A 19,929-nucleotide genomic window follows, 5' to 3' on the forward strand; every position below is an offset into this window, starting at 1 on the left:
CGTTCGTCTTGACATTCGGGGAGAGATAATTGACAGTCGGGGACATGTCGGTCATCCGGGGAACGGCGTTGACCGGCTTTCACCAACTCGTCGCCGAACTCGGCGGCGACAGCGACGCGCTGGTATCGGAAGCCCGCATCCCGCACGACGACGTCGGCAGGCACGATCGGTTCATCTCGCTGCCCAGCGGGGCCCGCATGCTCGAAACCGCCGCCGCCACACTGAAAGCGCCCGACTTCGGCAGGCGGCTGGCGCGCCGGCAGGACATCGAGATCCTCGGAGCGGTCGGGCTGGCCGCACGCAACGCCGACACCGTTGCCGATGCGTTCGTCATCTTCGACAAGTTCATGGCCGCGTACTGCCCGGCGATCAGCGCACGGATGACCCCGCACCTCGACCCCGACCTGCGCCGCTTCGAATTCGAGTACCTGCTCGACCCGGCTCCGCCGCAAACCCAGGCGATCGAACTCTCGCTGGGGGTGACCCTTCGGGTGCTGCACCTGTTCCTCGGCACCACGTACCGACCCGTCTCCGTGAATCTGCCGCACCGGGCGTCGACCCCGGCCGACGACTACCTGCAGTATTTCGGTTGTGCGCCCACCTTCTGCGAACCCGTCGCGGGATTCGTCCTGCGCGCAGCGGATCTCCAACGGCCCCTGCCCGCCGACCGCCTCGCCCACCGGACCGCCGTCGACTACCTCACCGACACCGTCGGCGAACACACGCCGTCCACCACCAATCTGGCGCGCAGCCTGGTACGCCAGCTGTTGCCCGCCGGGGTGGTGACCCGCGACGACATCGCCCTCCACCTCGGCATTCATCCCAAGACGCTGCAGCGCCGGCTGGCCGCCGAGCACACGACCTTCGCCGAGCTGGTCGACCAGGCGCGACGCGACACCGCCCACCGCCTACTGCTCGACACCGACCTCAGCCTGGACCAGGTCAGCCGCCAGCTCGGGTACGCCGAACAGAGTGTGTTCACCCGATCCTGCAAACGCTGGTTCGGCACGACGCCGACCGCCGTGCGCGGTGCCCGCCGGACGCGGCAGTGAACCGCGCGGTCGACTCCGGCGGACGAGGTCGTGCGCCCCGATTGACTGACCAGTCGGGTCGGGATCGGTGTGAAGCGCTGACGCCCGCCGCCGCGCAGCGCTCGCTTCGGCGGCAATGTGCGCGCGGGTAGCGTGTTGGCCGATGAGTACGTCCAGGCTCGCTTCGGAGCCGCGCCGAGACTGACTCGGCGCTGGCCCTGCAGTGGCTGCGGATCGACGAATACCGATCGGCCCTGGAGACGACGCTGGGTGCGGACGCCGTCGATGCGCTCGTCGAGGAGATCAACGCCGTCGAACAGCAGACCCGGAACCTCGCGGATCTGGTGATGCGTCGCTGGCTGCAACTGATCTCACGCTGAGCCGCCCAGCAATCGAGTGTGCGTCCAGATCGTGAATTCGTTCGAGAACCCGATCTGGACGCACTTTCGCGGTGTGTGGCGTGGGATCAGTCGGGGGGTTTGACCGCCAGCACCGGCTTCGGGCACTCCAGGAGCACGTGCTGAGCGACGCTGCCCATCAGCAGCTTGCCCACCGGGTTGCGGTGCCGGATGCCGATGACCAGCAGATCGGCATCCGGGCGGTCCATTGCCGCCAGCAGCTGGTCGGCGGCGCCGACACCCACGGGCTGTGCGAGTTCGAACTCCACCCCGCACGCCGCCAGCCTGGTCTCCACGTCGTAGACCTCGCCTGCACCGGCGAACCGGTTGTCGACGTAGGAATTGCCCTCGGTGGAGTTGATCACCAGCAGGCTGGTCTCCCGCAGCTTGGCCTCGTCGATCGCGTGATCGAGCGCGGCGTGCCCAAAGCGGTCGGCGGTGTATCCGACGACGATCATGGCTTTCTCGTTTCTTCCGGCGCATTGTCTCCAACGCTGACATCCGCCGGCGCGGCACCGTTGCCGCCGATGACATGTCCCTCGTGGTCGAGCGGTGGGAAGTCCTCCGGAGCCGCGTGGATGATGTCGGGCTCCGGCCGGTGGAAGAGCTTCAGGATCAACGGCAACGCTATCAGCAGCGCCATGGCGATGTAGGTGACGATCGCCACCGGCTCGGTGAAAAGGCTGCCCCAGTCACCGCCGCCGAGCTGCAGGCTCTGCCGCAGCTGACGCTCGATACGCGGGCCGAGGATCACACCGATGATCAGCGGCAGGATCGGCAGCCCGAACCGGCGCATCATCAGGCCGAGCAGACCGAACACCAACAGCAGTGCCAGATCCAGCGGGGCGATGTTGACGGCGAGCGCACCCAGTGTCGCGAAGAACAGGATGCCTGCGTAGAGATACGGCCGCGGGGTGCGCAGCAGCTTGGCCCACAGCGGCGCCAGCGGCAGGTTGAGCACCAGCAGCAGGAAGTTGCCGATGAACAGGCTCGCGATCAGCGTCCAGATCAGCAGCGGTTCCTTGTCGAACAGCGTCGGGCCGGGCTGGATGCCATAGGACACGAACGCGGTCAGCATCACCGCCGCGGTGGCGTTGGTGGGCAGACCCAGCGACAGCATCGGCACCAGGGTGCCCGCCGCCGAGGCGTTGTTGGCGGCCTCTGGCCCCGCCACACCCTCGATGGCGCCCTTGCCGAACTCCTCGGGATGCTTGGACAGCTTGCGCTCGGTCACATAGGACAGGAACGTCGGCAGCTCGGCGCCACCGGCGGGCAGCGCCCCGAACGGAAAGCCGTAAGCGGTGCCGCGCAGCCACGGCTTCCACGACCGGCTCCAGTCCGACTTGCTCATCCACGGCCGCCCGACCGGAATGACGTCGGTCGGACGCCTGCGCAGATGGGCCGCGACCCACAGCGCCTCACCGAGCGCGAAGATCGCGACCGCGATCACCACGATGTCGATGCCGTCGGACAGCTGCGGCAACCCGAAGGTGGCGCGCGGCTGACCGGTCAACGAGTCGATGCCGACCAGGCCGATCGCCAGGCCGAGCAGCAGTGAGGTCAGCCCGCGCATCTTGGAAGCACCGAGCACCGCGGTGACGGCCACCAGCGCGAACAGCATGATCGCCAGGTAGGACGGCGCGCCCAGGGTGACCGCGAACCGCGACACCGCGGGGGCGAACGCCGCCAGCAGCATGGTGCCGATGGCACCTGCCACGAACGACCCAATTGCCGCCGTGGCCAACGCCTGTGCGGCTCGGCCCGCCTTGGCCATCCTGTTGCCCTCGATGGCCGTGATCACCGAGGACGATTCCCCCGGCGTGTTGAGCAGGATCGACGTCGTCGACCCACCGTACATACCGCCGTAGAAGATGCCCGCGAACATAATGAACGCCGCGCTGGGGCTGACGTTGTAGGTGATCGGCAGCAGCAGCGCCACCGTCATCGCCGGCCCGATGCCGGGCAGCACACCCACCGCGGTGCCGAGCAGCACACCGATCACCGCGTAGAGCAGGTTCATCGGGGTGGCAGCTTCGGCGAACCCCTGAAGTAGCCATTCGAAGTTACCCATTACAGAATCCCGTCCAGAATGCCTGCGGGCAACGGGATTCCGAGCCCGGAGTAGAACGCGTAGAAGCTGCCCACGGCCAGCAACGCGCCGATCGCGACGTTGCGGACGTAGTGCTTGCTACCCAGAATCGTCGCGGCACCGGCGAACAGCACCGCCCCCATGATGGCCCAGCCGAGCGGCTGGACACCGATGATGACGGCGACGAACAACGCGACGAGCAGCATGACGGTTCGCCAGTCGCTCGGTTCGTCCAGGTCGATGTCCTCGCCGCCCTCGGGTTCGCCCCGCGACCCGCGCAGGATCGCCACCGCCATCACGACCGACATGAGCAGCAGTCCGACCCCGATGACGATCGGGAACATCCGTGGCCCAACGGGATCCACCTTCGCATAGCCGCCGGGCATGGTCACCGCGTCGAAGATCACGAAAGCGCCGACGAGCACCATCACGACGCAGACGACGAATTGCGCGTAGTCGGGCCGAGCCTTCACCTCGGCCGTTGGGGCCGGGGCGCTCACACCAGGCCCAAATCGGTCAGCGTCGTCTCGACGCGGTTGTCCTGCTCTTTCAGGAACTGCTCGAATTCCGGTCCGGTCATGAACGCGTCGGTCCAGCCGTTCTTCACCAGCGCCTCCTTCCAGGCGTCCGTGGCGTGGAGCTTCTCGAGGATCTGCACCATCGCTGCGCGGTCTTCCTCCGCAATGCCGGGCGGGGCGATGATGCCCCGCCAGTTGGTGAACGTCAGGTCGATGCCGGCCTCGGTCAGGGTGGGCGCGTCGACGCCCTCCACCCGCTCGTCTCCGGACACGGCCAGCACGCGGACCTGGCCCGCCTCGATCTGGTCGACGTACTCGCCGAGCCCCGAGGTGCCCGCCGCGATCTTCTTACCGAGCAGCGCGGTCAGCAGATCACCGCCGCCGTCGTAGGAGACGTAGTTGACCTCGGACGGGTTGACCCCGGCCGCTCGTGCGGTCTCCATCGGGAACAGGTGGTCCGGGCCGCCCGGTGACGATCCGCCGCCGATGGTCACCTTCGAGGGATCGGCCTTCCATGCCGCCACGAAGTCGTCGACCGTCTTGAACGGGGAATCCCCGGGAACCAGGATGCCTTCCTGCTCCTGCACCATGCGGGCCAGTGCGGTGGCGTCGGACGCCCTCGCCTTGGACCCGTTGGTGAAGGTGGCCCCGACCACGCCGAGGCCCATCATCATCATCAGGTCGCCGTTGCCCCGCTCGTTCATCAGCCGGGCCATGGCGACCGTGCCGCCGGCACCGATGACGTTGAAGACCTCGACGCGGCCGGTGATGCCCTCGTCTTCCATGATCTTGATCGCGGTACGCGCGGTGAGGTCGTATCCGCCGCCGGGGCTGTTGGGCACCATCATTCGCAGCCGGTGTAGCCCCGTGTTGTCATTGCGAGTCACCCCGCACGAGGTCAGCAGCAGCGCCGCGATGACGGCCATCACCAAGCCGCTGACCAGTTTGTATCGTCGGTGTCGAATTAGAGGTTTTGTCACTGTCGTTGTCACGTCACACTCCCACTCACAGATTTGTGATGCTCAGCAATACTGAACCCAGAGCGTGAGCTAGGTCACTGATTAGTACGCAAAGGAAGTATTGGTCGTTTTGAACACGATGCGGACATGACTCGAAAATGACCTCGTGGTGGTCACCGGCGGTACGGCTGCTACGGCTGCGTAGCCTGGCCGGCCAGTTCCTGCTGTTCCAGCTGCTGGTGGTGGGTGTGGTGCTGATCGCCGTTGCGGCGGTCTCAGTGGCGCAGTCCACCCGCGAGTTCCGCGAGGTCCGCGGGCAGCGGCTGATCGCGGTGGCGGAGAACATGGCGTCCACCCCGATCATCCGCGACCGTTACGCCGACCCCTACGCCTGGCGGGTGCTCGCGCCCGACGTGGACCGGGCGGTCGCGCTCTCGGGCGCCGACTTCGCGGAGATCCTCGACCCGCAAGGTGTGGTGCGCGCATCATCGGACCCCTCCCGGATCGGCCAGCGCGTCGATCTGCGCGCCAGCACCGCCGACGAGGGCCGCGCATGGTTCGGTGACGGCGACGTCGACGGGGAGCACAGCCTGATCGGGCAGGTACCGATCCTGGGCACCGATGGCGCCACGCTGGCCATCGTGTCGGTCGGCGAGGGTTATCCGTCGGTGTGGGAGTTGCTCGCCGGTGCGGGGGAACGCCTGCTGTTCTATCTCGGGCTTGGCGCCGCACTGGGTCTGCTCACGTCCTGGCTGCTGTCGCGCCGGATCAAACGCCACACCCGCGGCCTGGAGATCGCCGAGATCGCCAGCCTCGCCGACCACCGGGAAGCGTTGCTGCACAGCATCCGTGAAGGCGTCGTCGCGGTCAACAACGAAGGGGACATCACGTTGCTCAACGACAGCGCCCACGAACTGCTCGAAGTCTCCCCCGCCGCGGTGGGCAGGCGGGCCGACCGCGTCGGCCTCGACCCGGCGGTCGTGGAGTTCCTGCTGTCGGGCGAGGACGGCCGCGACGTGGTCATCGCGACCCGCACCCGGGTGCTGGCGCTGAGCCGTCGCCCGGCGACGAGTCAGGGCCAGCGCATCGGTACGGTCACCACGATGCGCGACAGCACCGAACTGGCGGCGCTGCAGGGCCAATTGTCGTCGCACAAGAGTGTCACCGACACCCTGCGCGCCCAGACCCACGAGTTCGCCAACCAGCTGCACACCATCTCCGGGTTGGTGCAGCTGGGCGAGTTCGACGCCGTGCGCGATCTGATCGGCGCCCTGACCCGCCGCCGCGCCGAGATCAGTGACGCTGTGACACAACGCATCTCCGATCCCGCGGTATCGGCGCTGCTGATCGCCAAGACGACACTGGCGGCCGAGAGCGGGGTGACCCTCGCGATCGCGCCCGAGTCGCGGCTGAGCGCACTCGGCCCGGCCGTCGCGACCGACGTGATCACCGTGCTCGGCAACCTGATCGACAACGCCGTGGACGTATCGGTGGGCGCGGGCCAGGCCCGGGTGACCGTGCGCATCAACGACGACGCGGGACTGGTCCTTTCCGTCGCCGACTCCGGTCCCGGTGTGCCGCACCACCTTCGGGAGGCGATCTTCGCGCGGGGGGTGACCTCCAAACCCGACGTGTCCGGCGGCCGCGGCATCGGCCTTGCGCTGGTTCGGCTGGTCACCGCACAACACGGCGGCACCGTCGACATCACCGACGGTCCGACCGGCGGCGCCCTGTTCGTGGTGCGGCTGCCACACACCGGGCCGGGCGCGGTCCCGGCCGGGACGGCGGCCGCCCATGCGTGACGTGCTCGTCGTCGACGACGATTTCATGGTCGCCGAGATCCACCGCCGATTCGTCGACGCCGTCGAGGGCTTCCGCGCCGTCGGCGTCGCGCGCACCGGCGCCGATGCGCTGACCGCGGCCCAGGACCTGCGGCCCGACCTGATCCTGCTCGACGTCTACCTGCCCGACATGACGGGTCTGGAGGTGCTGCGCCGGCTGCGATCGGCGGGTGAGGCCGTCGGGGTCATCATGATCACCGCGGCCCGCGAACTGGACACCGTCAGCGGCGCGCTGCACGGCGGCGCCGCCGACTATCTCATCAAACCGTTCGAGTTCCCCCAGCTGCGGGCCAAACTCGAGGCCTTCGCCGCCAGGGCCGAGGCGCTGCTGTCCGATCGGGGCGCCGACCAGTCGCTGATCGACTCACTGTTCGGCGCGCCGGGGGCGGGCGCGCCACGCAGGCAGGTGCTGCCGAAGGGGCTCGGCGCCGAGACGGGCCAGCTGGTGCTCGACGCGGTCCGCGGCGCCGGGGAGGTGTCGGCCGCCGAATGTGCCGACCTGGTCGGCATTTCCCGGGTGAGCGCGCGCCGCTACCTCGAGCACTACCTGCAGACGGGCGCGCTGGAACTGCGGCTGCAGTACGGGGTGGGCAGACCCGAACGCCGCTACCGCTCGGCGCGCTGAGCCCTGACGGCACCGCCGTGTCGGTCCGCGGCTCGCCGCGCGGCCACGGCCCACGACACCAGCACGAGCGCGAACACGACGACCTGAACGGCCACGGCGAGATGAGCCGGGTAGAACACGCCGGTGAGGTAGTGCGCGATGAATCCGTCGGCGGGCAGCGGAGGCATTCCCGCGCCCGCGCGGGCCCACCGCTCCAGCGACGTGAGCGGGCAGGGCAGAGTCATGGCGATACCGGCGATTCCCCACGACACCGCGATCAGGTGCATCCAGAAGGTGCGCGGCCAGCGCCACGCGAGAAACCCGCCCGCCACCAGATAGCCGAGGAATGCGAAATGCGCCGCCACGGCGATGCCGACGGTGAACACGTAGGCGATGAGGACCGGATCGTGCATGCTCGGTTGCCATCCTAGTCAAGCCGCTCACCCCCGGCGCGCAGCTCTGCCAAGATCAACCATGACCACGGCCAGGCACATTGCGGCACTCGTCGTCGCCGTCGCGTGCGTGGTGACGGGCTGTGTTCCGGCCGCCGTGGCACCGGAATCACCCACCCAGCAAGCGCCCGATCCGCGCGCGGAGAAGGTGATGACCATCGTGCACGACGCGATGGCCGGGGATCACCTGCGATCGGTGATCGTGCGGGTCACCGAGGACGGCACCGAGGTGGTCACCGAGGCCGTCGGTGACTCCATGACCGGCGTGCCCGCCACCACCGGCATGCACTTCCGCAACGGCGCCGTCGCGATCTCCTACGTGGCGACGCTGCTACTGATCCTGGCCCAGGAGAACAAGCTACGGCTGGACGACACACTGTCGACGTGGTTGCCCGACTTCCCCAACGCCGACCGGGTCACGCTCGGCCAGCTGGCCCAGATGACCTCGGGATACCGCGACTACGTGATCGGCAATGACGCGTTCGCCGACGCCGTCAACGCGGATCCGTTCCGCGCGTGGACAACCGACGAGCTGCTGCGCTACGCGACGCCCGAACAACTGCTCTACGAGCCCGGCACCAACTGGAACTACGCCCACACCAACTACCTGCTCCTCGGGCTGGCGATCGAGCAGGCGACCGGCCAGGACATATCGAAGTTGTTGTCCGACAAGGTGTTGCGGCCCCTCGGGCTGACGAATACGGCCGCGTCGCTGACCGCGGCGATTCCCGGGCCGGCGCTGCACGCGTTCACCTCCGAACGCCGCGCGTTCCTCGGGATTCCCAGGGACACCCCGTTCTACGAGGAATCCAGCTTCTGGAACCCGTCGTGGACCATCACGCACGGCGCCATCCAGACGTCGAACATCTACGATTTGGAGGCCACCGCGGTGGGGATCGGTTCGGGCAAGCTGCTCTCGCCGGACTCCTACCGGAAGATGGTGTCCACCGACCTGCGCGGTAAGACGCACGCCCAGCCCGGCTGCCCCACCTGCGCACCCCAGGGGCTGGGCTATACCTACGGGCTGGGGATCGTGATCTCCGGGAACTGGTTGTTGCAGAACCCGATGTTCGCCGGCTACGCGGCGACCGAAGCGTACCTGCCCGCCAAGAAGCTCGCGATCGCCGTCGCGGTCACCTTCGCACCGGAGGCCTTCGACACCGAGGGCGGTTACACCAACCGGTCCGAGGCGCTGTTCCGCGCGATCGGGCGCGAACTCGTCCCCGACGATGCCCCGCCGGAGCCGCCGGCGAAGTAACTGCCGCTGACGTAACGTCGGGTGCGGCCGGCCAGGCCCTCGAAGAGAAGCGGTGCGAAGGAGTCCGGTGGCGCCCAGGGTGTTGTTCGTCTACAACGAGCATCTCGCGACGGAGGTGCTGCTCGACGTGACGTTTCCCGGCCCGGCCCGCGATGACGTGATCGTTCCGCTCGGGGCGCGCTGGGCGGTGTACGACGACGCGCTGCGCCGCAGCTGGTTGGCACGCCGAGATGCAGATGATGCGCGACGCGGCCCAGGCCGGTGTCGGGCTGCTCGGTGTGTGCTTCGAACTCGCCAGGACCAGCAACGCGTCACAGGCGTTCGTCCTCGGCCGCACCATGGGACTGCAGTTCCACCCCGAGGTCGACCGCGAGCTGCTGGAGCTGTGGCTGGCCGAGGACCGCGACGGCGAGGCGGCGGGCGCGGTCCTGCACCACGATGAATGACGTTCCCGGACAGACGAACTCCGCGACAGCGCGGCGCGCTCTGGTGCGTGGGTTCCTCGACCACGTTGCCCGTCAGCCGCGGCCGAGCTGATGGGCCAGCGCATCGTCGATGCGGGGATGGCGGAATCGGTGTCCTACCGTGGCCAGCCGGGCCGGGATCACCCGCTGGTCGGCCTCGGCCAGCTCACGCGCACCCTGATCTCCGAGTAGCAGCCGGGGACCCAGCGACGGCACCGGAAGCAGCGCGGGCCGATGCAGCACCCGCGCCAGCACCGCCGTGTAGTCGGCGTTGCGCACCGGTTCGGGTGCGACCGCGTTCACCGGGCCCGTCAGCCGGCTGTCCCACAGCGCGCGATGGTAGATGTCGACCAGGTCGTCGACTCCGATCCAGGACAGCCACTGCCGCCCGCTGCCGAGCCGGCCGCCCAGCCCGACACTGAACAGAGGTCGAAACAACCGCAAGGTGCCGCCCGCCGCGGCCTGCACGATCCCGGTACGGACGTTGACCACCCGCAGCCCGGCATCGGCGGCCGGAGCGGTCGCCGCTTCCCAGTCGGCCACCACGTCGGCCAGGAATCCGTCGCCGCGGCCGGCGTCCTCGTCCAGCGGCGGGTCGGGGCGGTCGAATCCGTAAAAGCCGATCGCCGACGCGCAGACGAACGTGCGGGGCCCATCCCCCGCCGCGGCGAGGACCTCGGCCATCCGCCGCGTCGGACCGATCCGGCTGTCACGGATCGCGGCCTTGTGCCCGTCGGTGAACCGGCCCGCGATCGACGCACCGGCAAGATGCACCACCGCGTCGACACCGTCGAACAGGTCCGGCGCCGGGTCGTCGGGATCCCACTGCCGCTCGTCGGGAGTTTGCCCGGGCCGGCGTACCAGCCTGATCACCCGGTGTCCACCGGTGGTCAGGAACGCGCTCAGCGCGGTGCCGACCAACCCGGAGGCTCCGGTGAGGGCAACCGTCATGGGCATCGCGCCTGCGGCGGCGGCGTCGCGATGGGCCGCCAGGTCGTCGGCAAGCTGGCGGTGACGGTAGTTGAACGTCGAGGTCAGCGCCGCGGCGGGCACCGCGGTGTCGACGTGATCGCCCACCCGGGTGCGCGGCCCCTCGTCGGTGAAGTCGTGGGTGTGCCGCCATCCTCCGACCGACGTCAGGACCCGGCCCAGCGGCCCCGCGGGCGCGAGCGCGTCGACGAATCGGTGTGGCGGACGGTAGCCGGCGGGGTCGTGGCGCGCGACCCAGCGCAGCCCGCCCGGAAGCCCAAGCACCGCGCGTCCATCGGCCAGCGACGTCGATTCCGACACCACCGTCATCGGCTGCCACGGCGGCAGCAACCGGGTCAGCGCCCCCGGCCTGGCGTGCCACGCCCACACCTCCGACAGGGGGTGATCAACCACGCTCTCATACTCGATACCCACTGGTTCCCTCCTGTGATGACCTGCTGGATTGCCTCCGGGTTATGGGGGTACCCACTGTGTGGGCTCAACCGCCCGAGATGACCGGATCGGCCGCTGCGGGATAACCCTGGGTCGTACGCTGGGAATCCCCGATGCTGGGAATCGATTGCGATGAGCGGATGGAGCGGATTGGCGCGGCGAAGCGTCCGGCGCACGTTCGCCGACCGGCGGGAGGCCGGTCGGGTACTTGCTGAGCACCTCGCGAGCTACCGGGGTACCGACGGTCTGTTGGTGCTCGGGCTGGCCAGGGGCGGTGTTCCGGTCGGTTGGGAGGTCGCGGCCGCGCTCGGCGCACCACTCGAGGTGTTTCTGGTCCGCAAGTTGGGCGTGCCGCAGTGGGAGGAGTTGGCGATGGGCGCGCTGGCGACCGGCGGCGGCGTGGTCGTCAACGATCGCCTTGTCTCCAACCTCGGCCTGTCCGCAGAGGATCTGCGCGCCGCGATCGAACGTGAAACCGCCGAACTGGACAGGCGCGAGCGCGCCTACCGAGGCGACCGCGCGCCCGTCGCCGTCGCGGGTAGAACGGTGATCCTCGTCGACGACGGTGTGGCCACCGGCGCCAGCATGCTGGCGGCCATCCGCGCGATCCGGGCCGGCGGTCCGGCGAGGATTGTCGTCGCGGTGCCGGTGGGACCGCCGACGGCGTGTCGCCAGCTTGCCGCCGAGGCCGACGACGTGGTGTGTGTCTCGATGCCCGCCGGCTTCGACGCCGTCGGTCAGGTGTTCGCCGACTTCCATCAGGTCAGCGACGACGAGGTGCGTGCACTCCTGGAGGCACCCACGGTGGAATGACCCCCCGATACTGTTGGTGCGGAACGGATTTCAGCGGTTGCTGGTCTCGCCGGCCGGTTCGTCGCCGGTTTCGGCCTCAGGCTCTTCGCCGGCGTCAGCCTGGCCCTCGGTCTCGGCCTCGGTCTTAGCCTCGGCCTCGGTCTTAGTCTCGGCCTGAATCTGGGCCTCGGCCTCAGGCGCGATGTCCTCGGGGGACTGCTCGGTGGCGGGTTCCTCGTCGGGATAGTTCTCGTCGAACTGCTCGTCGGACTCAAACTCATCCGCCGGCTCGTCGGTCGTGGCGTCTGTCGTGGCGTGTATCTCACCGGGGTCGGCCGCGGCTATTACCCCGGTTGCCCCGGCAGCGTCCCGCCTGGCTCGCTCACGCAATGCGTCGACGATCAGCAGCAGAACCCCGATCACGCTGGCGGCGATGCACACCCACGCGACCACCTCGTTGCTGGTGACGACGGCGGTCACCAGAGCCGCCAAACCGATCACGGCCAGGACGAGCGCGACGATCAGCATGGGTCAGAACCTGGCTCGGGTCAGTTGTTCCCGCGGTTGAACTGGTTGAACCCGCCACTGTCGCTGTTGGCGCTGGAATCGACCGGGGCGGCCGAGCCGCGCTGACCGAGTTCCTCGAGCTGCGATTCCAGGTAGGTCTTGAGCCGGGTGCGGTATTCCCGCTCGAAGGTGCGCAGCTGCTCCAACCGGCCCTCGAGCACCGTGCGCTGCTGGTTGATGGTTCCCATGATCTCGGAGTGCTTGCGTTCGGCATCCGCCTGGAGGGCGTCGGCCTTCTCCTGCGCCTGACGCAACTGCGCCTCGGAGCGCGACTGCGCATCCGACAGCATCGCGTCCGCGCGCTCGCGGGCGTCGGCGACCGTGGTCTCCGCGGTCTTGCGGGCCTCGGTCACCAAGGCGTCGGCCTGGGCGCGGGCGTCGGCCAGCAATTTCTCCGAGTCGGCCTTGGCGGTATTGGTCAACCTGTCGGCGGTGTCCTGGGCCAGGCTGAGCACCTTGGCCGCCCGCATCGCCTGGTCCTGGCTGGACACTGCGGGTGCGGCGGGCGCCTCATATACGGGTTGCGCCGGCTCGGCTTCCTCGTGCTCTTCTTCTACTTCGTCCTCTGCCTCATAGCGAGGAAGGGTCTGCGTCGGCTGGGCGACTCCAGTCCCGCCGAGCTCTTGATCCAACTCGGCAACGCGCTGGCGCAGATCGGTGTTCTCTTCGATGAGCCGGGTCAGCTCGTTCTCAACCAAATCGAGGAAGGCGTCGACCTCGTCCTCGTTGTAGCCCCGCTTGCCGATGGGCGGCTTGCTGAACGCGACATTGTGGACGTCGGCTGGTGTGAGCGGCATCGTCTGCCCCCTTGGAGTCTGGACCGTCAACCGATCTCAAAGTGTAGAGCCTTGCAGGAACGCAACTGGCGCCCATCCTGTCACACCAGACCCGGCGGTTGCAGTCGAGGGCGAAATATAGGCCCAATTTCGAGCTGTTGCCTCGGTTCTCCGGTGTTCAGCAGCGTTCCCGGGCGTTCGCCGGCCAAGTGCCCGCCATCCCCCGCCCCGGCAACCCGGGTGTCGAAATCAGGATCTCCGCGCCTGCTCAGCGACCGGATGCCGGCGATCAGACGGCGGCGCTGAATGCCAGCTGCATCCCGATGAACGCGAGCAGAAGGAGCACCATGATGGACAGATCCAGCCGCACCGCGCCTATCGTGAGCTGCGGAATGATCCGCCGCAGCAGCTTCACGGGCGGATCGGTCACCGTCATGATGATCTCCAGGATCACCACCGTCACACCCTTGGGGCGCCACTCACGGCTGAAGGATCGAATGAACTCGACCACGACTCGTGCGATCAACAGCAGCCAGAACACGAACAGCGCGAAACCCAGGATCTCGAAGAACAGGGCCAACTGAGCCGACCTCACTACGGGCAGATGTGTGACATTCCATACAGACAGACGCCGGGCGTCGCCGGAGCCGAGCCGGCCCGCGCCGCGACGCCGTCAGCCTACCTGGCCCGGCGTGGGAGTGGCTGCGCCGCCGATCCGGCCCTATTGATAGGCGTGGAAGCCGGCCTCGGCGATGCGCCTGCGCTCCTCGGCGGTGACGTCGACGTCGGCCGGCGACAGCAGGAACACCTTCGTCGCCACCTTGTCGAACGAGCCGCGCAGCGCGAACGCAAGCCCCGCGGCGAAGTCCACCAGCCGCTTGGCGTCCGCGTTGTCCATCGACACCAGGTCCATGATGACCGGGGTGCCGTCGCGGAACCGCTCGCCGATGGTGCGCGCCTCGCTGTAATCCTTGGGACGCAGCGTAGTGATCTTCGACAGTGGACTGCCCTCCTCGAACAACATCGCCATCCGCCGCGGATCCATCGCCAGGGCCCCGCGCGTCGAGCCGCGCAGCGCACCCAGCCGCGGAGCGGCGCGGTCGAAGTCGCGGCTCGGCCGCATCCGGTCGTATCGCGGCTCATCGTGGTAGCCGGCGCGGTAGGTGGACTGGTCTTCGTACTCACGCGCCTCGTAGCCGCGGGTGCCCCGATCGGGGTAGCCGTCCTCCTCGAAGCGCTCCTCGCGCTGACGACGCGGATAGCCGCTGCGGGCGGTGCCGCGGTCCTCGTCCTCGTAATACTCGTCGTCGTAGTCCTCCATCGGCGCCATACCGAAGTAGGCCTTGACCTTGTGCAATGTGCTCATCGCTGGACCCTCTCAAGCTTGGTGTCTGTGATGAAGATGTGACTGGAGTGACTACTCAGGGTGACGTTAGCGGGCGCTGTCCCAATAGAGCGGTACCGACACGCACACATGTGGAACCGTGTTTCACCGCCGCCTCGAGGTCACCGGACATTCCGGCCGACAACCCGAGCCGCTGCTGATAGTCCCGCTGTACCCGGTGCTGCTCGTCCTGCAAACGCGCGAAGGCCTCGTCGGGATCGGCGCCCCGCGGCGGAATCCCCATCAACCCGGCCAACTGCAGCCCCTCGGCGCCGTCGACGGCCGCGCACAGCTTGTCGACCAGGTCCGGCCTGGCCACATCGACGCCGCCGCGTTCCACGTCGCCGTCTAGGCTGACCTGGATGTAAACGAGCAGTGGTTGGGCACGCGAACCGTCTGCGATGGCGTGAACGGCGGCACGGTCGAGGGCGGTCACCACCTTGGCGCTGTCCACCGAGTGCGCGGCATACGCCCAGCGCGCGATCGCGCGGGCCTTGTTGCGCTGGATCCGACCGACCATATGCCAGCGAATGGCCGCCTCACGCGCCGCGGATCCCAGCGCCGCACCGACGTCGGCCACCTTCTTCGACGCTTCCTGCTCCCGGGATTCGCCGAAATCCCGACATCCGAGGCGGTGCAGCACGACGACGTCGGTGGCGGGAAAGAACTTCGTGATCGGCAGCAGCTGGACGTCGTCCACGTCACGGCCTGCCGCATCGGCGGCCGCGACAAGCCTGCCCCGCACCGCGGAGAGGGCCTCCGCGAGTTCCGCCTCCCTGACCGTCGACATAGGCGGGTCACTCCATCCACACCAGCGACGCCAGGCGCCCGGTCGGGGCATCGCGGCGGTGGCTGAACAGGTTGCGGTCGGCGACCGTGCACCGCGGGTCGACGTCGATGGCCGTGATCCCCAATCCCGTGAGCTGCCTGGCGATCCCGGCCCGCAGATCAAGGCCGGCGCTGCCCCGCGACGTCGTGGTGCGGCTGCCGGGCAGGGCAGCCTCCACCTCGGCGGCCATCGCCTCGGGCACCTCGTAGTTGCGTCCGCTGACGGCCGGGCCGAGCAGCACCGAGATGTCGGCGGCATGGGCGCCGACGCCGAGCATCGTCTCGACCGCGCGCAGCACCACCCCGTTCTGCGCACCAACCCGCCCGGCGTGCACCGCCGCGACCACCCCGGCACGGGCATCGGCCAGCAGCACAGGCACGCAGTCGGCGGTCACCACCGCGAGCGCGAGGCGGCGCGAGGTGGTGACCAGACCGTCGGCGCCGTCCACGGGTTCCCGGGCGGCCCCGTCGGTTTCGTCGACCACCGCCACCCGGTTGCCGTGGACCTGATTCATCCAGACGACGCCGTCATCGGGCAGGCCGAGCGCCGCGGCGAGCCGCTTACGGTTCGCCGCGACGGCAGCGGGATCGTCGCCGACGTGGTCGCCGAGATTGAAGGTGTCGAACGGCGGCGCGGACACACCGCCGGCGCGCGTGGTGCTCACGCGCCGCACACGAATGCTCACGGTCCCAGTATCCGGGCCGGTATCGCCGCGGCGACGTGGGCTCAGTGCCTCATGAACGGCGGCACATCCACATCATCGTCGGAGATACCGCCGTCATCGCCGCCGATGCTGACCGTCGCCCCGTTGGTGTGCACGGGCACGCTGGCGGCGTCGGCCGGATCGAACAGCGACGTCGTCACCCGTCCTGCGCGAGCGGGCGCGATCGGCTGGGTGTGGCTGCTGCTCGGGGAGTTGGTCACCGGTTTGCGGTTCGGCCCAGCCGAGTCGAAGCCCGCGGCGATCACCGTCACCCGCACCTCGTCGCCCAGCGAGTCGTCGATGACCGTACCGAAGATGATGTTGGCCTCGGGGTGCGCGGAGTCCTGCACGAGCGACGCGGCCTCGTTGATCTCGAACAGGCCGAGGTCGCTGCCGCCGGCGATCGACATCAGCACGCCCTGCGCACCTTCCATCGACGCCTCCAGCAGCGGCGAGTTGATCGCGATCTCGGCGGCCTTGAGCGCCCGGCCGTCACCGCGCGCGGCGCCGATACCCATCAGCGCCGTACCCGCTCCGCTCATGATGCCCTTGACATCGGCGAAGTCGACGTTGATCAGGCCGGGCGTGGTGATCAGGTCGGTGATGCCCTGCACACCGTTGAGCAGCACCTCGTCGGCGCTGCGGAACGCGTCCATCAGCGACACCGCGGCGTCGCCCATCTGCAGCAGCCGGTCGTTGGGGATGACGATCAGCGTGTCGCAGCTCTCGCGCAGCGCCTGGATGCCCGCCTCCGCCTGATTGCCGCGCCGTTTGCCCTCGAAGGAGAACGGGCGCGTCACCACGCCGACGGTCAGCGCGCCGAGCTTGCGGGCGATCGACGCCACCACCGGCGCGCCGCCGGTGCCGGTGCCGCCGCCCTCACCGGCGGTGACGAACACCATGTCGGCGCCGCGGAGCAGCTCCTCGATGTCGTCCTTGGCGTCCTCGGCGGCCTTGCGGCCGACCTCGGGGTCGGCACCTGCGCCGAGGCCGCGGGTGGAGTCGCGCCCGACGTCGAGCTTGACATCGGCATCGCTCATCAACAGCGCCTGCGCGTCGGTGTTGATGGCGATGAACTCCACGCCCTTGAGGCCCTGCTCGATCATCCGGTTGACGGCATTGACGCCGCCGCCGCCGATGCCGACCACCTTGATCACGGCGAGGTAGTTATGCGGGGGGGTCATGATCGTCCCTTCTTCGCGCTGGGTGCTCATTCAGCGGTCGCCTTCTGCACGGGTTGCCAGTCGTGACGCGAAACCCCTGACCCTGATGGCCCTAGAACCCCTGCAAACTCTCAACCTCAACCACAGGCTTAGAGTTATGTCAAGTAGTTCCGCGCAACCAGAACGGTAGGGCGATCCCACGGCGTATCCAGGCAGGCGCGCCGACGTCGGCGCGAAGAAATTTTGAGAGTTTCGCCGGGTTTCCGGCATCCGCCTGCGCCGCGCTACTTGACGGTCGGCAAATCCGGGCTCGACACGTCGTAGGTGCGCCCCGGCTGGGTCAGCAGCGCCGCCAGTTTCAGCGCCTTCTCCGGGGTGCGATCGGTGGTCCCCCACACCACGACCCTGCCGTCGGTCATGGTCAGCGTGATCGAGGCCACCGAGGGGGCGGCGATCCTGCCGATCTGCGCGGCCACGTCCGGCGGCAGCGCCGTCATCACCTGCAGCGCGGCCTTGGTCGGCGGGTCGCTCGGACCCGGGTTGTCGGCATCCAGGTACGGCAGCGTGGGCGGCGGCGGCTCGGTCGCGAAGTCCACCCCGTCGCGGTCGAACAGGTGCGGGCCGTCGGGATAGTCCTTGACCACCACCGGGACGCGCTCAACAACGGTGATCCGCACCGCCGACGGATAATCGCGTTGCACTCGGGCACTGGCGACGCGCCGGATCGTGGCCACCCGTTCGGCGACCGCGTCGGTGTCGATCTGCAGCAGCGGCGTACCAGGCGTGACCGCGGCGGCCGCGACGACCTCATCCTGGGGTATCGCCGCGAGACCGGTGACCACGACGCCGCGCGCGGACATGATCGGCGTGAAATAGAGGACGAGGCCCAACGCGACGGCCACCACACTGGCCAGCGCCGACCACATCAGCACCTTCAGGCCCCGGACCACCCGGCGGGTCGAGGCGGCGGATTCGCGGCCCTGGATCAGTGCGGCGCGCCGCTTGGCCTCCCTGCGCGCCTCCTCGATGGCCATCGCCCTGGCCTTGGCGGCCCGCCGCTCCTCGCGTTCGCGGCGGGCGCGGCGCCGCGGACCCTCGACGTCGCCCGGCGCGGCGGTCTCGGCGGCGGGGTCGGAGCCCTCGGCTGCCGCCGGCGTCGGGGTGTCGGTTCCGGCGGCCGGCTGCGCATCCGTGCCCAACTCGTCACCCGGCACCGGCGCCGGCCCGTTCACTGCGACCCCGCCCCGGAGCGGCCCGGTGCGCTGCGATTCGCCTTGACCTGCAGCTCGGACAGGATCTCCTTGCCGAGCATGGTGACGTCGCCCGCACCCATCGTGACGACGACATCGCCGGGTTCGGCGACCACGGCCACCCGCCCGGCCACCGCCGAGAAGTCCGGGACGTAGGTGACCGGCGCCGAGACCGCTTCCGCGATCGTCGCACCGCTCACCCCGGCGATCGGCTGCTCACGAGCTGCGTACACATCCAGCACGAAGACGAGGTCGGCGATGTCCAGCGCCGCTCCGAATTGTGCGGCGAAAGTCTGTGTCCGCGAATACAGATGGGGCTGGAAGACCACGATGGCGCGGCCGCCCGATTCCTTCGCAATCGCACTCACGGCCGTGAGCGCGGCCGCGACCTTCGTCGGGTGATGGGCGTAGTCATCGAAAACACGGACACCCGCCGCGCTGCCGACCAACTCGAACCGGCGCCGCACACCGTCGAACGCGGCCAAGGCCTCGAGCACGACATCCGGTTCTGCGCCGACCTGGACCGCCGCCAGCAGCGCCGCCAGTGCGTTGAGGGCCATGTGTCGGCCGGGCACCGCAAGTCGCATGGTCCGGGGAACGAACTCCCCCGCCAACTGCACCGTGGCTACGGCGCTGGTGCCGTGCTGCCGCCAGTCCAGCAGCGCGCCTGCCAGATCGGGAGGCTCGCCGGTTCCCTCGACGCTGCCATAGCGAAGCACCCGGATCCCGAGTGCGGCAGTGCGTTCGGCGAAGGCAGCGGCCCCCGGATCATCGACGCAAACCACTGCCACGCCACCGGGTTCCAGACGCTCGATGAACGCGTCGAACACGTCGACGTATGCCTGTTCACTGCCGAAGAAGTCGAGGTGGTCGGCGTCGATATTGGTCACCACGGCGATATCGGGCCGGTACTGCACCAACGAGCCGTCACTCTCGTCGGCCTCAGCGACGAAACAGGTGCCGCTCCCGTGGTGCGCGTTGGTGCCGGCCTCGCCGAGGTCGCCTCCTACCGCGAACGACGGGTCGAAACCGCTGTGCTGCAACGCCACGATCACCATCGACGTCGTGGTGGTCTTACCGGCCGTCCCGGTCACCATCACCGTGGTGTATCCGGACATCAACTTCGCCAGCACGGCGGGGCGCAGGATCACCGGGATACCCCGTTTACGCGCCTCGACGAGTTCGGGATTGGTCTTGGGGATGGCCGCGTGCGTGGTGACGACCGCCGTCGGGCCCCCGGGCAGCAGGTCGAGCGACGATGCGTCGTGGCCGATGCGGATCAACGCGCCCCGGGCCCGCAGCGCGACCACTCCGCGGGACTCCTTGGCGTCCGAACCCGACACCAGCGCGCCGCGGTCCAGCAGGATGCGCGCCACCCCCGACATGCCGGCGCCACCGATGCCGACCATGTGCACCCGCTCCAGTTCGG

Annotated in this window: 20 protein-coding genes and 1 pseudogene; 6 read left to right on the forward strand and 15 right to left on the reverse strand. The window is 68.9% G+C overall.

The genetic code is table 11. From position 1 onward, the window contains the following. Positions 1-44 precede the first annotated feature (44 nt). Positions 45-1,052 (forward strand): helix-turn-helix transcriptional regulator, encoded by a 1,008-nt coding sequence (locus ADBZ6K_RS02245; RefSeq protein WP_526344175.1) that lies wholly within the window; start codon positions 45-47, stop codon positions 1,050-1,052. A gap of 445 nt (positions 1,053-1,497) precedes the next feature. Here the strand turns inward: ADBZ6K_RS02245 and ADBZ6K_RS02250 are convergent, their stop codons facing one another. Genes ADBZ6K_RS02250 through ADBZ6K_RS02265 form a run of 4 tightly spaced genes read right to left on the reverse strand, consistent with a single transcriptional unit; the run spans position 1,498 to position 4,962 of the window. Continuing rightward, on the reverse strand, positions 1,498-1,887 hold the full coding sequence (locus tag ADBZ6K_RS02250; protein WP_526344176.1) for a universal stress protein: 390 nt from the start codon (positions 1,885-1,887) through the stop codon (positions 1,498-1,500). After that, positions 1,884-3,500, reverse strand: a complete 1,617-nt coding sequence (locus ADBZ6K_RS02255; protein ID WP_526344177.1) for a tripartite tricarboxylate transporter permease — start codon at positions 3,498-3,500, stop codon at positions 1,884-1,886. Before ADBZ6K_RS02255 ends, ADBZ6K_RS02250 begins: the two co-directional genes overlap by 4 nt. After that, positions 3,500-4,018 (reverse strand): tripartite tricarboxylate transporter TctB family protein, encoded by a 519-nt coding sequence (locus ADBZ6K_RS02260; RefSeq protein ID WP_526344178.1) that lies wholly within the window; start codon positions 4,016-4,018, stop codon positions 3,500-3,502. Before ADBZ6K_RS02260 ends, ADBZ6K_RS02255 begins: the two co-directional genes overlap by 1 nt. After that, positions 4,015-4,962: a Bug family tripartite tricarboxylate transporter substrate binding protein gene (locus tag ADBZ6K_RS02265; RefSeq protein ID WP_526344179.1), complete on the reverse strand. Its 948-nt coding sequence runs from the start codon at positions 4,960-4,962 to the stop codon at positions 4,015-4,017. The genes ADBZ6K_RS02260 and ADBZ6K_RS02265 overlap by 4 nt, the downstream gene beginning before the upstream one ends. Before the next feature lie 191 nt (positions 4,963-5,153). Between ADBZ6K_RS02265 and ADBZ6K_RS02270 the strand changes: the two genes are divergently transcribed. Both ADBZ6K_RS02270 and ADBZ6K_RS02275 read left to right on the forward strand, forming a co-directional pair. Next, positions 5,154-6,797 carry a sensor histidine kinase gene (locus ADBZ6K_RS02270; RefSeq protein WP_526344180.1) on the forward strand — a complete coding sequence of 548 codons (1,644 nt, stop codon included), beginning with the start codon at positions 5,154-5,156 and terminating at the stop codon, positions 6,795-6,797. Next, positions 6,790-7,461 (forward strand): response regulator, encoded by a 672-nt coding sequence (locus tag ADBZ6K_RS02275; RefSeq protein ID WP_526344181.1) that lies wholly within the window; start codon positions 6,790-6,792, stop codon positions 7,459-7,461. The genes ADBZ6K_RS02270 and ADBZ6K_RS02275 overlap by 8 nt, the downstream gene beginning before the upstream one ends. On the opposite strand, the gene ADBZ6K_RS02280 is transcribed toward ADBZ6K_RS02275, so the two are convergent. Beyond that, positions 7,443-7,853: a DUF2784 family protein gene (locus ADBZ6K_RS02280; protein WP_526344182.1), complete on the reverse strand. Its 411-nt coding sequence runs from the start codon at positions 7,851-7,853 to the stop codon at positions 7,443-7,445. The two genes, ADBZ6K_RS02275 and ADBZ6K_RS02280, sit on opposite strands and share 19 nt — an antisense overlap. 61 nt (positions 7,854-7,914) lie before the next feature. Between ADBZ6K_RS02280 and ADBZ6K_RS02285 the strand changes: the two genes are divergently transcribed. After that, the gene (locus ADBZ6K_RS02285) at positions 7,915-9,150 is read left to right on the forward strand and encodes a serine hydrolase domain-containing protein (RefSeq protein WP_526344183.1); all 1,236 of its coding nucleotides are present in this window, start codon (positions 7,915-7,917) and stop codon (positions 9,148-9,150) included. Positions 9,151-9,217: 67 nt separating this feature from the next. Then, positions 9,218-9,687: pseudogene (locus ADBZ6K_RS02290) on the forward strand (hypothetical protein). Here ADBZ6K_RS02290 and ADBZ6K_RS02295 read toward each other — a convergent pair. Beyond that, positions 9,669-11,018 carry a TIGR01777 family oxidoreductase gene (locus ADBZ6K_RS02295; RefSeq protein WP_526344184.1) on the reverse strand — a complete coding sequence of 450 codons (1,350 nt, stop codon included), beginning with the start codon at positions 11,016-11,018 and terminating at the stop codon, positions 9,669-9,671. The pseudogene ADBZ6K_RS02290 and the gene ADBZ6K_RS02295 sit on opposite strands and share 19 nt — an antisense overlap. Positions 11,019-11,168: 150 nt before the next feature. Between ADBZ6K_RS02295 and ADBZ6K_RS02300 the strand changes: the two genes are divergently transcribed. Further along, positions 11,169-11,849, forward strand: a complete 681-nt coding sequence (locus ADBZ6K_RS02300; protein ID WP_526344185.1) for a phosphoribosyltransferase — start codon at positions 11,169-11,171, stop codon at positions 11,847-11,849. 30 nt (positions 11,850-11,879) lie between these two features. Here the strand turns inward: ADBZ6K_RS02300 and ADBZ6K_RS02305 are convergent, their stop codons facing one another. From ADBZ6K_RS02305 to murC, 9 genes are all read right to left on the reverse strand, one after another. Then, entirely contained in the window at positions 11,880-12,356 is a 477-nt protein-coding gene (locus tag ADBZ6K_RS02305) for a hypothetical protein (RefSeq protein ID WP_526344186.1), read from the reverse strand. Between the two features lie 20 nt (positions 12,357-12,376). Continuing rightward, the gene (gene wag31 / locus ADBZ6K_RS02310) at positions 12,377-13,192 is read right to left on the reverse strand and encodes a DivIVA-like cell division protein Wag31 (RefSeq protein ID WP_526344187.1); all 816 of its coding nucleotides are present in this window, start codon (positions 13,190-13,192) and stop codon (positions 12,377-12,379) included. Positions 13,193-13,460: 268 nt separating this feature from the next. After that, positions 13,461-13,751: a YggT family protein gene (locus ADBZ6K_RS02315; protein WP_526344188.1), complete on the reverse strand. Its 291-nt coding sequence runs from the start codon at positions 13,749-13,751 to the stop codon at positions 13,461-13,463. Positions 13,752-13,892: 141 nt separating this feature from the next. Then, entirely contained in the window at positions 13,893-14,537 is a 645-nt protein-coding gene (locus tag ADBZ6K_RS02320; protein WP_526344189.1) for a cell division protein SepF, read from the reverse strand. A gap of 55 nt (positions 14,538-14,592) precedes the next feature. Beyond that, complete coding sequence (locus ADBZ6K_RS02325; RefSeq protein WP_526344190.1) at positions 14,593-15,345, reverse strand: YggS family pyridoxal phosphate-dependent enzyme; 753 nt, start codon at positions 15,343-15,345, stop codon at positions 14,593-14,595. A 7-nt stretch (positions 15,346-15,352) separates the two neighbouring features. Further along, positions 15,353-16,069, reverse strand: coding sequence for a peptidoglycan editing factor PgeF (gene pgeF / locus ADBZ6K_RS02330; RefSeq protein ID WP_526344191.1), 717 nt, complete (start codon positions 16,067-16,069; stop codon positions 15,353-15,355). Positions 16,070-16,110: 41 nt separating this feature from the next. Further along, positions 16,111-17,271 carry a cell division protein FtsZ gene (gene ftsZ / locus ADBZ6K_RS02335; RefSeq protein WP_526344192.1) on the reverse strand — a complete coding sequence of 387 codons (1,161 nt, stop codon included), beginning with the start codon at positions 17,269-17,271 and terminating at the stop codon, positions 16,111-16,113. Between the two features lie 263 nt (positions 17,272-17,534). Further along, positions 17,535-18,482, reverse strand: coding sequence for a cell division protein FtsQ/DivIB (locus tag ADBZ6K_RS02340; RefSeq protein ID WP_526344193.1), 948 nt, complete (start codon positions 18,480-18,482; stop codon positions 17,535-17,537). Continuing rightward, positions 18,479-19,909: a UDP-N-acetylmuramate--L-alanine ligase gene (murC, locus tag ADBZ6K_RS02345; protein WP_526344359.1), complete on the reverse strand. Its 1,431-nt coding sequence runs from the start codon at positions 19,907-19,909 to the stop codon at positions 18,479-18,481. The genes ADBZ6K_RS02340 and murC overlap by 4 nt, the downstream gene beginning before the upstream one ends. Positions 19,910-19,929 lie beyond the last annotated feature (20 nt).

This window comes from Mycobacterium sp., assembly GCF_044223235.1.
GTDB lineage: Bacteria > Actinomycetota > Actinomycetes > Mycobacteriales > Mycobacteriaceae > Mycobacterium.

Excerpts from the sequence above, each read along its gene's own strand:
- ADBZ6K_RS02245 (WP_526344175.1), top strand. The coding sequence starts at position 45 with ATGTCGGTCATCCGGGGAACGGCGTTGACCGGCTTTCACCAACTCGTC.
- ADBZ6K_RS02250 (WP_526344176.1), bottom strand. The coding sequence starts at position 1,887 with ATGATCGTCGTCGGATACACCGCCGACCGCTTTGGGCACGCCGCGCTC.
- ADBZ6K_RS02255 (WP_526344177.1), bottom strand. The coding sequence starts at position 3,500 with ATGGGTAACTTCGAATGGCTACTTCAGGGGTTCGCCGAAGCTGCCACC.
- ADBZ6K_RS02265 (WP_526344179.1), bottom strand. The coding sequence starts at position 4,962 with ATGGCCGTCATCGCGGCGCTGCTGCTGACCTCGTGCGGGGTGACTCGC.
- ADBZ6K_RS02270 (WP_526344180.1), top strand. The coding sequence starts at position 5,154 with ATGACCTCGTGGTGGTCACCGGCGGTACGGCTGCTACGGCTGCGTAGC.
- ADBZ6K_RS02275 (WP_526344181.1), top strand. The coding sequence starts at position 6,790 with ATGCGTGACGTGCTCGTCGTCGACGACGATTTCATGGTCGCCGAGATC.
- ADBZ6K_RS02280 (WP_526344182.1), bottom strand. The coding sequence starts at position 7,853 with ATGCACGATCCGGTCCTCATCGCCTACGTGTTCACCGTCGGCATCGCC.
- ADBZ6K_RS02285 (WP_526344183.1), top strand. The coding sequence starts at position 7,915 with ATGACCACGGCCAGGCACATTGCGGCACTCGTCGTCGCCGTCGCGTGC.
- ADBZ6K_RS02300 (WP_526344185.1), top strand. The coding sequence starts at position 11,169 with ATGAGCGGATGGAGCGGATTGGCGCGGCGAAGCGTCCGGCGCACGTTC.
- ADBZ6K_RS02305 (WP_526344186.1), bottom strand. The coding sequence starts at position 12,356 with ATGCTGATCGTCGCGCTCGTCCTGGCCGTGATCGGTTTGGCGGCTCTG.
- wag31 (WP_526344187.1), bottom strand. The coding sequence starts at position 13,192 with ATGCCGCTCACACCAGCCGACGTCCACAATGTCGCGTTCAGCAAGCCG.
- ADBZ6K_RS02320 (WP_526344189.1), bottom strand. The coding sequence starts at position 14,537 with ATGAGCACATTGCACAAGGTCAAGGCCTACTTCGGTATGGCGCCGATG.
- ADBZ6K_RS02325 (WP_526344190.1), bottom strand. The coding sequence starts at position 15,345 with ATGTCGACGGTCAGGGAGGCGGAACTCGCGGAGGCCCTCTCCGCGGTG.
- ftsZ (WP_526344192.1), bottom strand. The coding sequence starts at position 17,271 with ATGACCCCCCCGCATAACTACCTCGCCGTGATCAAGGTGGTCGGCATC.
- murC (WP_526344359.1), bottom strand. The coding sequence starts at position 19,909 with ATGGTCGGCATCGGTGGCGCCGGCATGTCGGGGGTGGCGCGCATCCTG.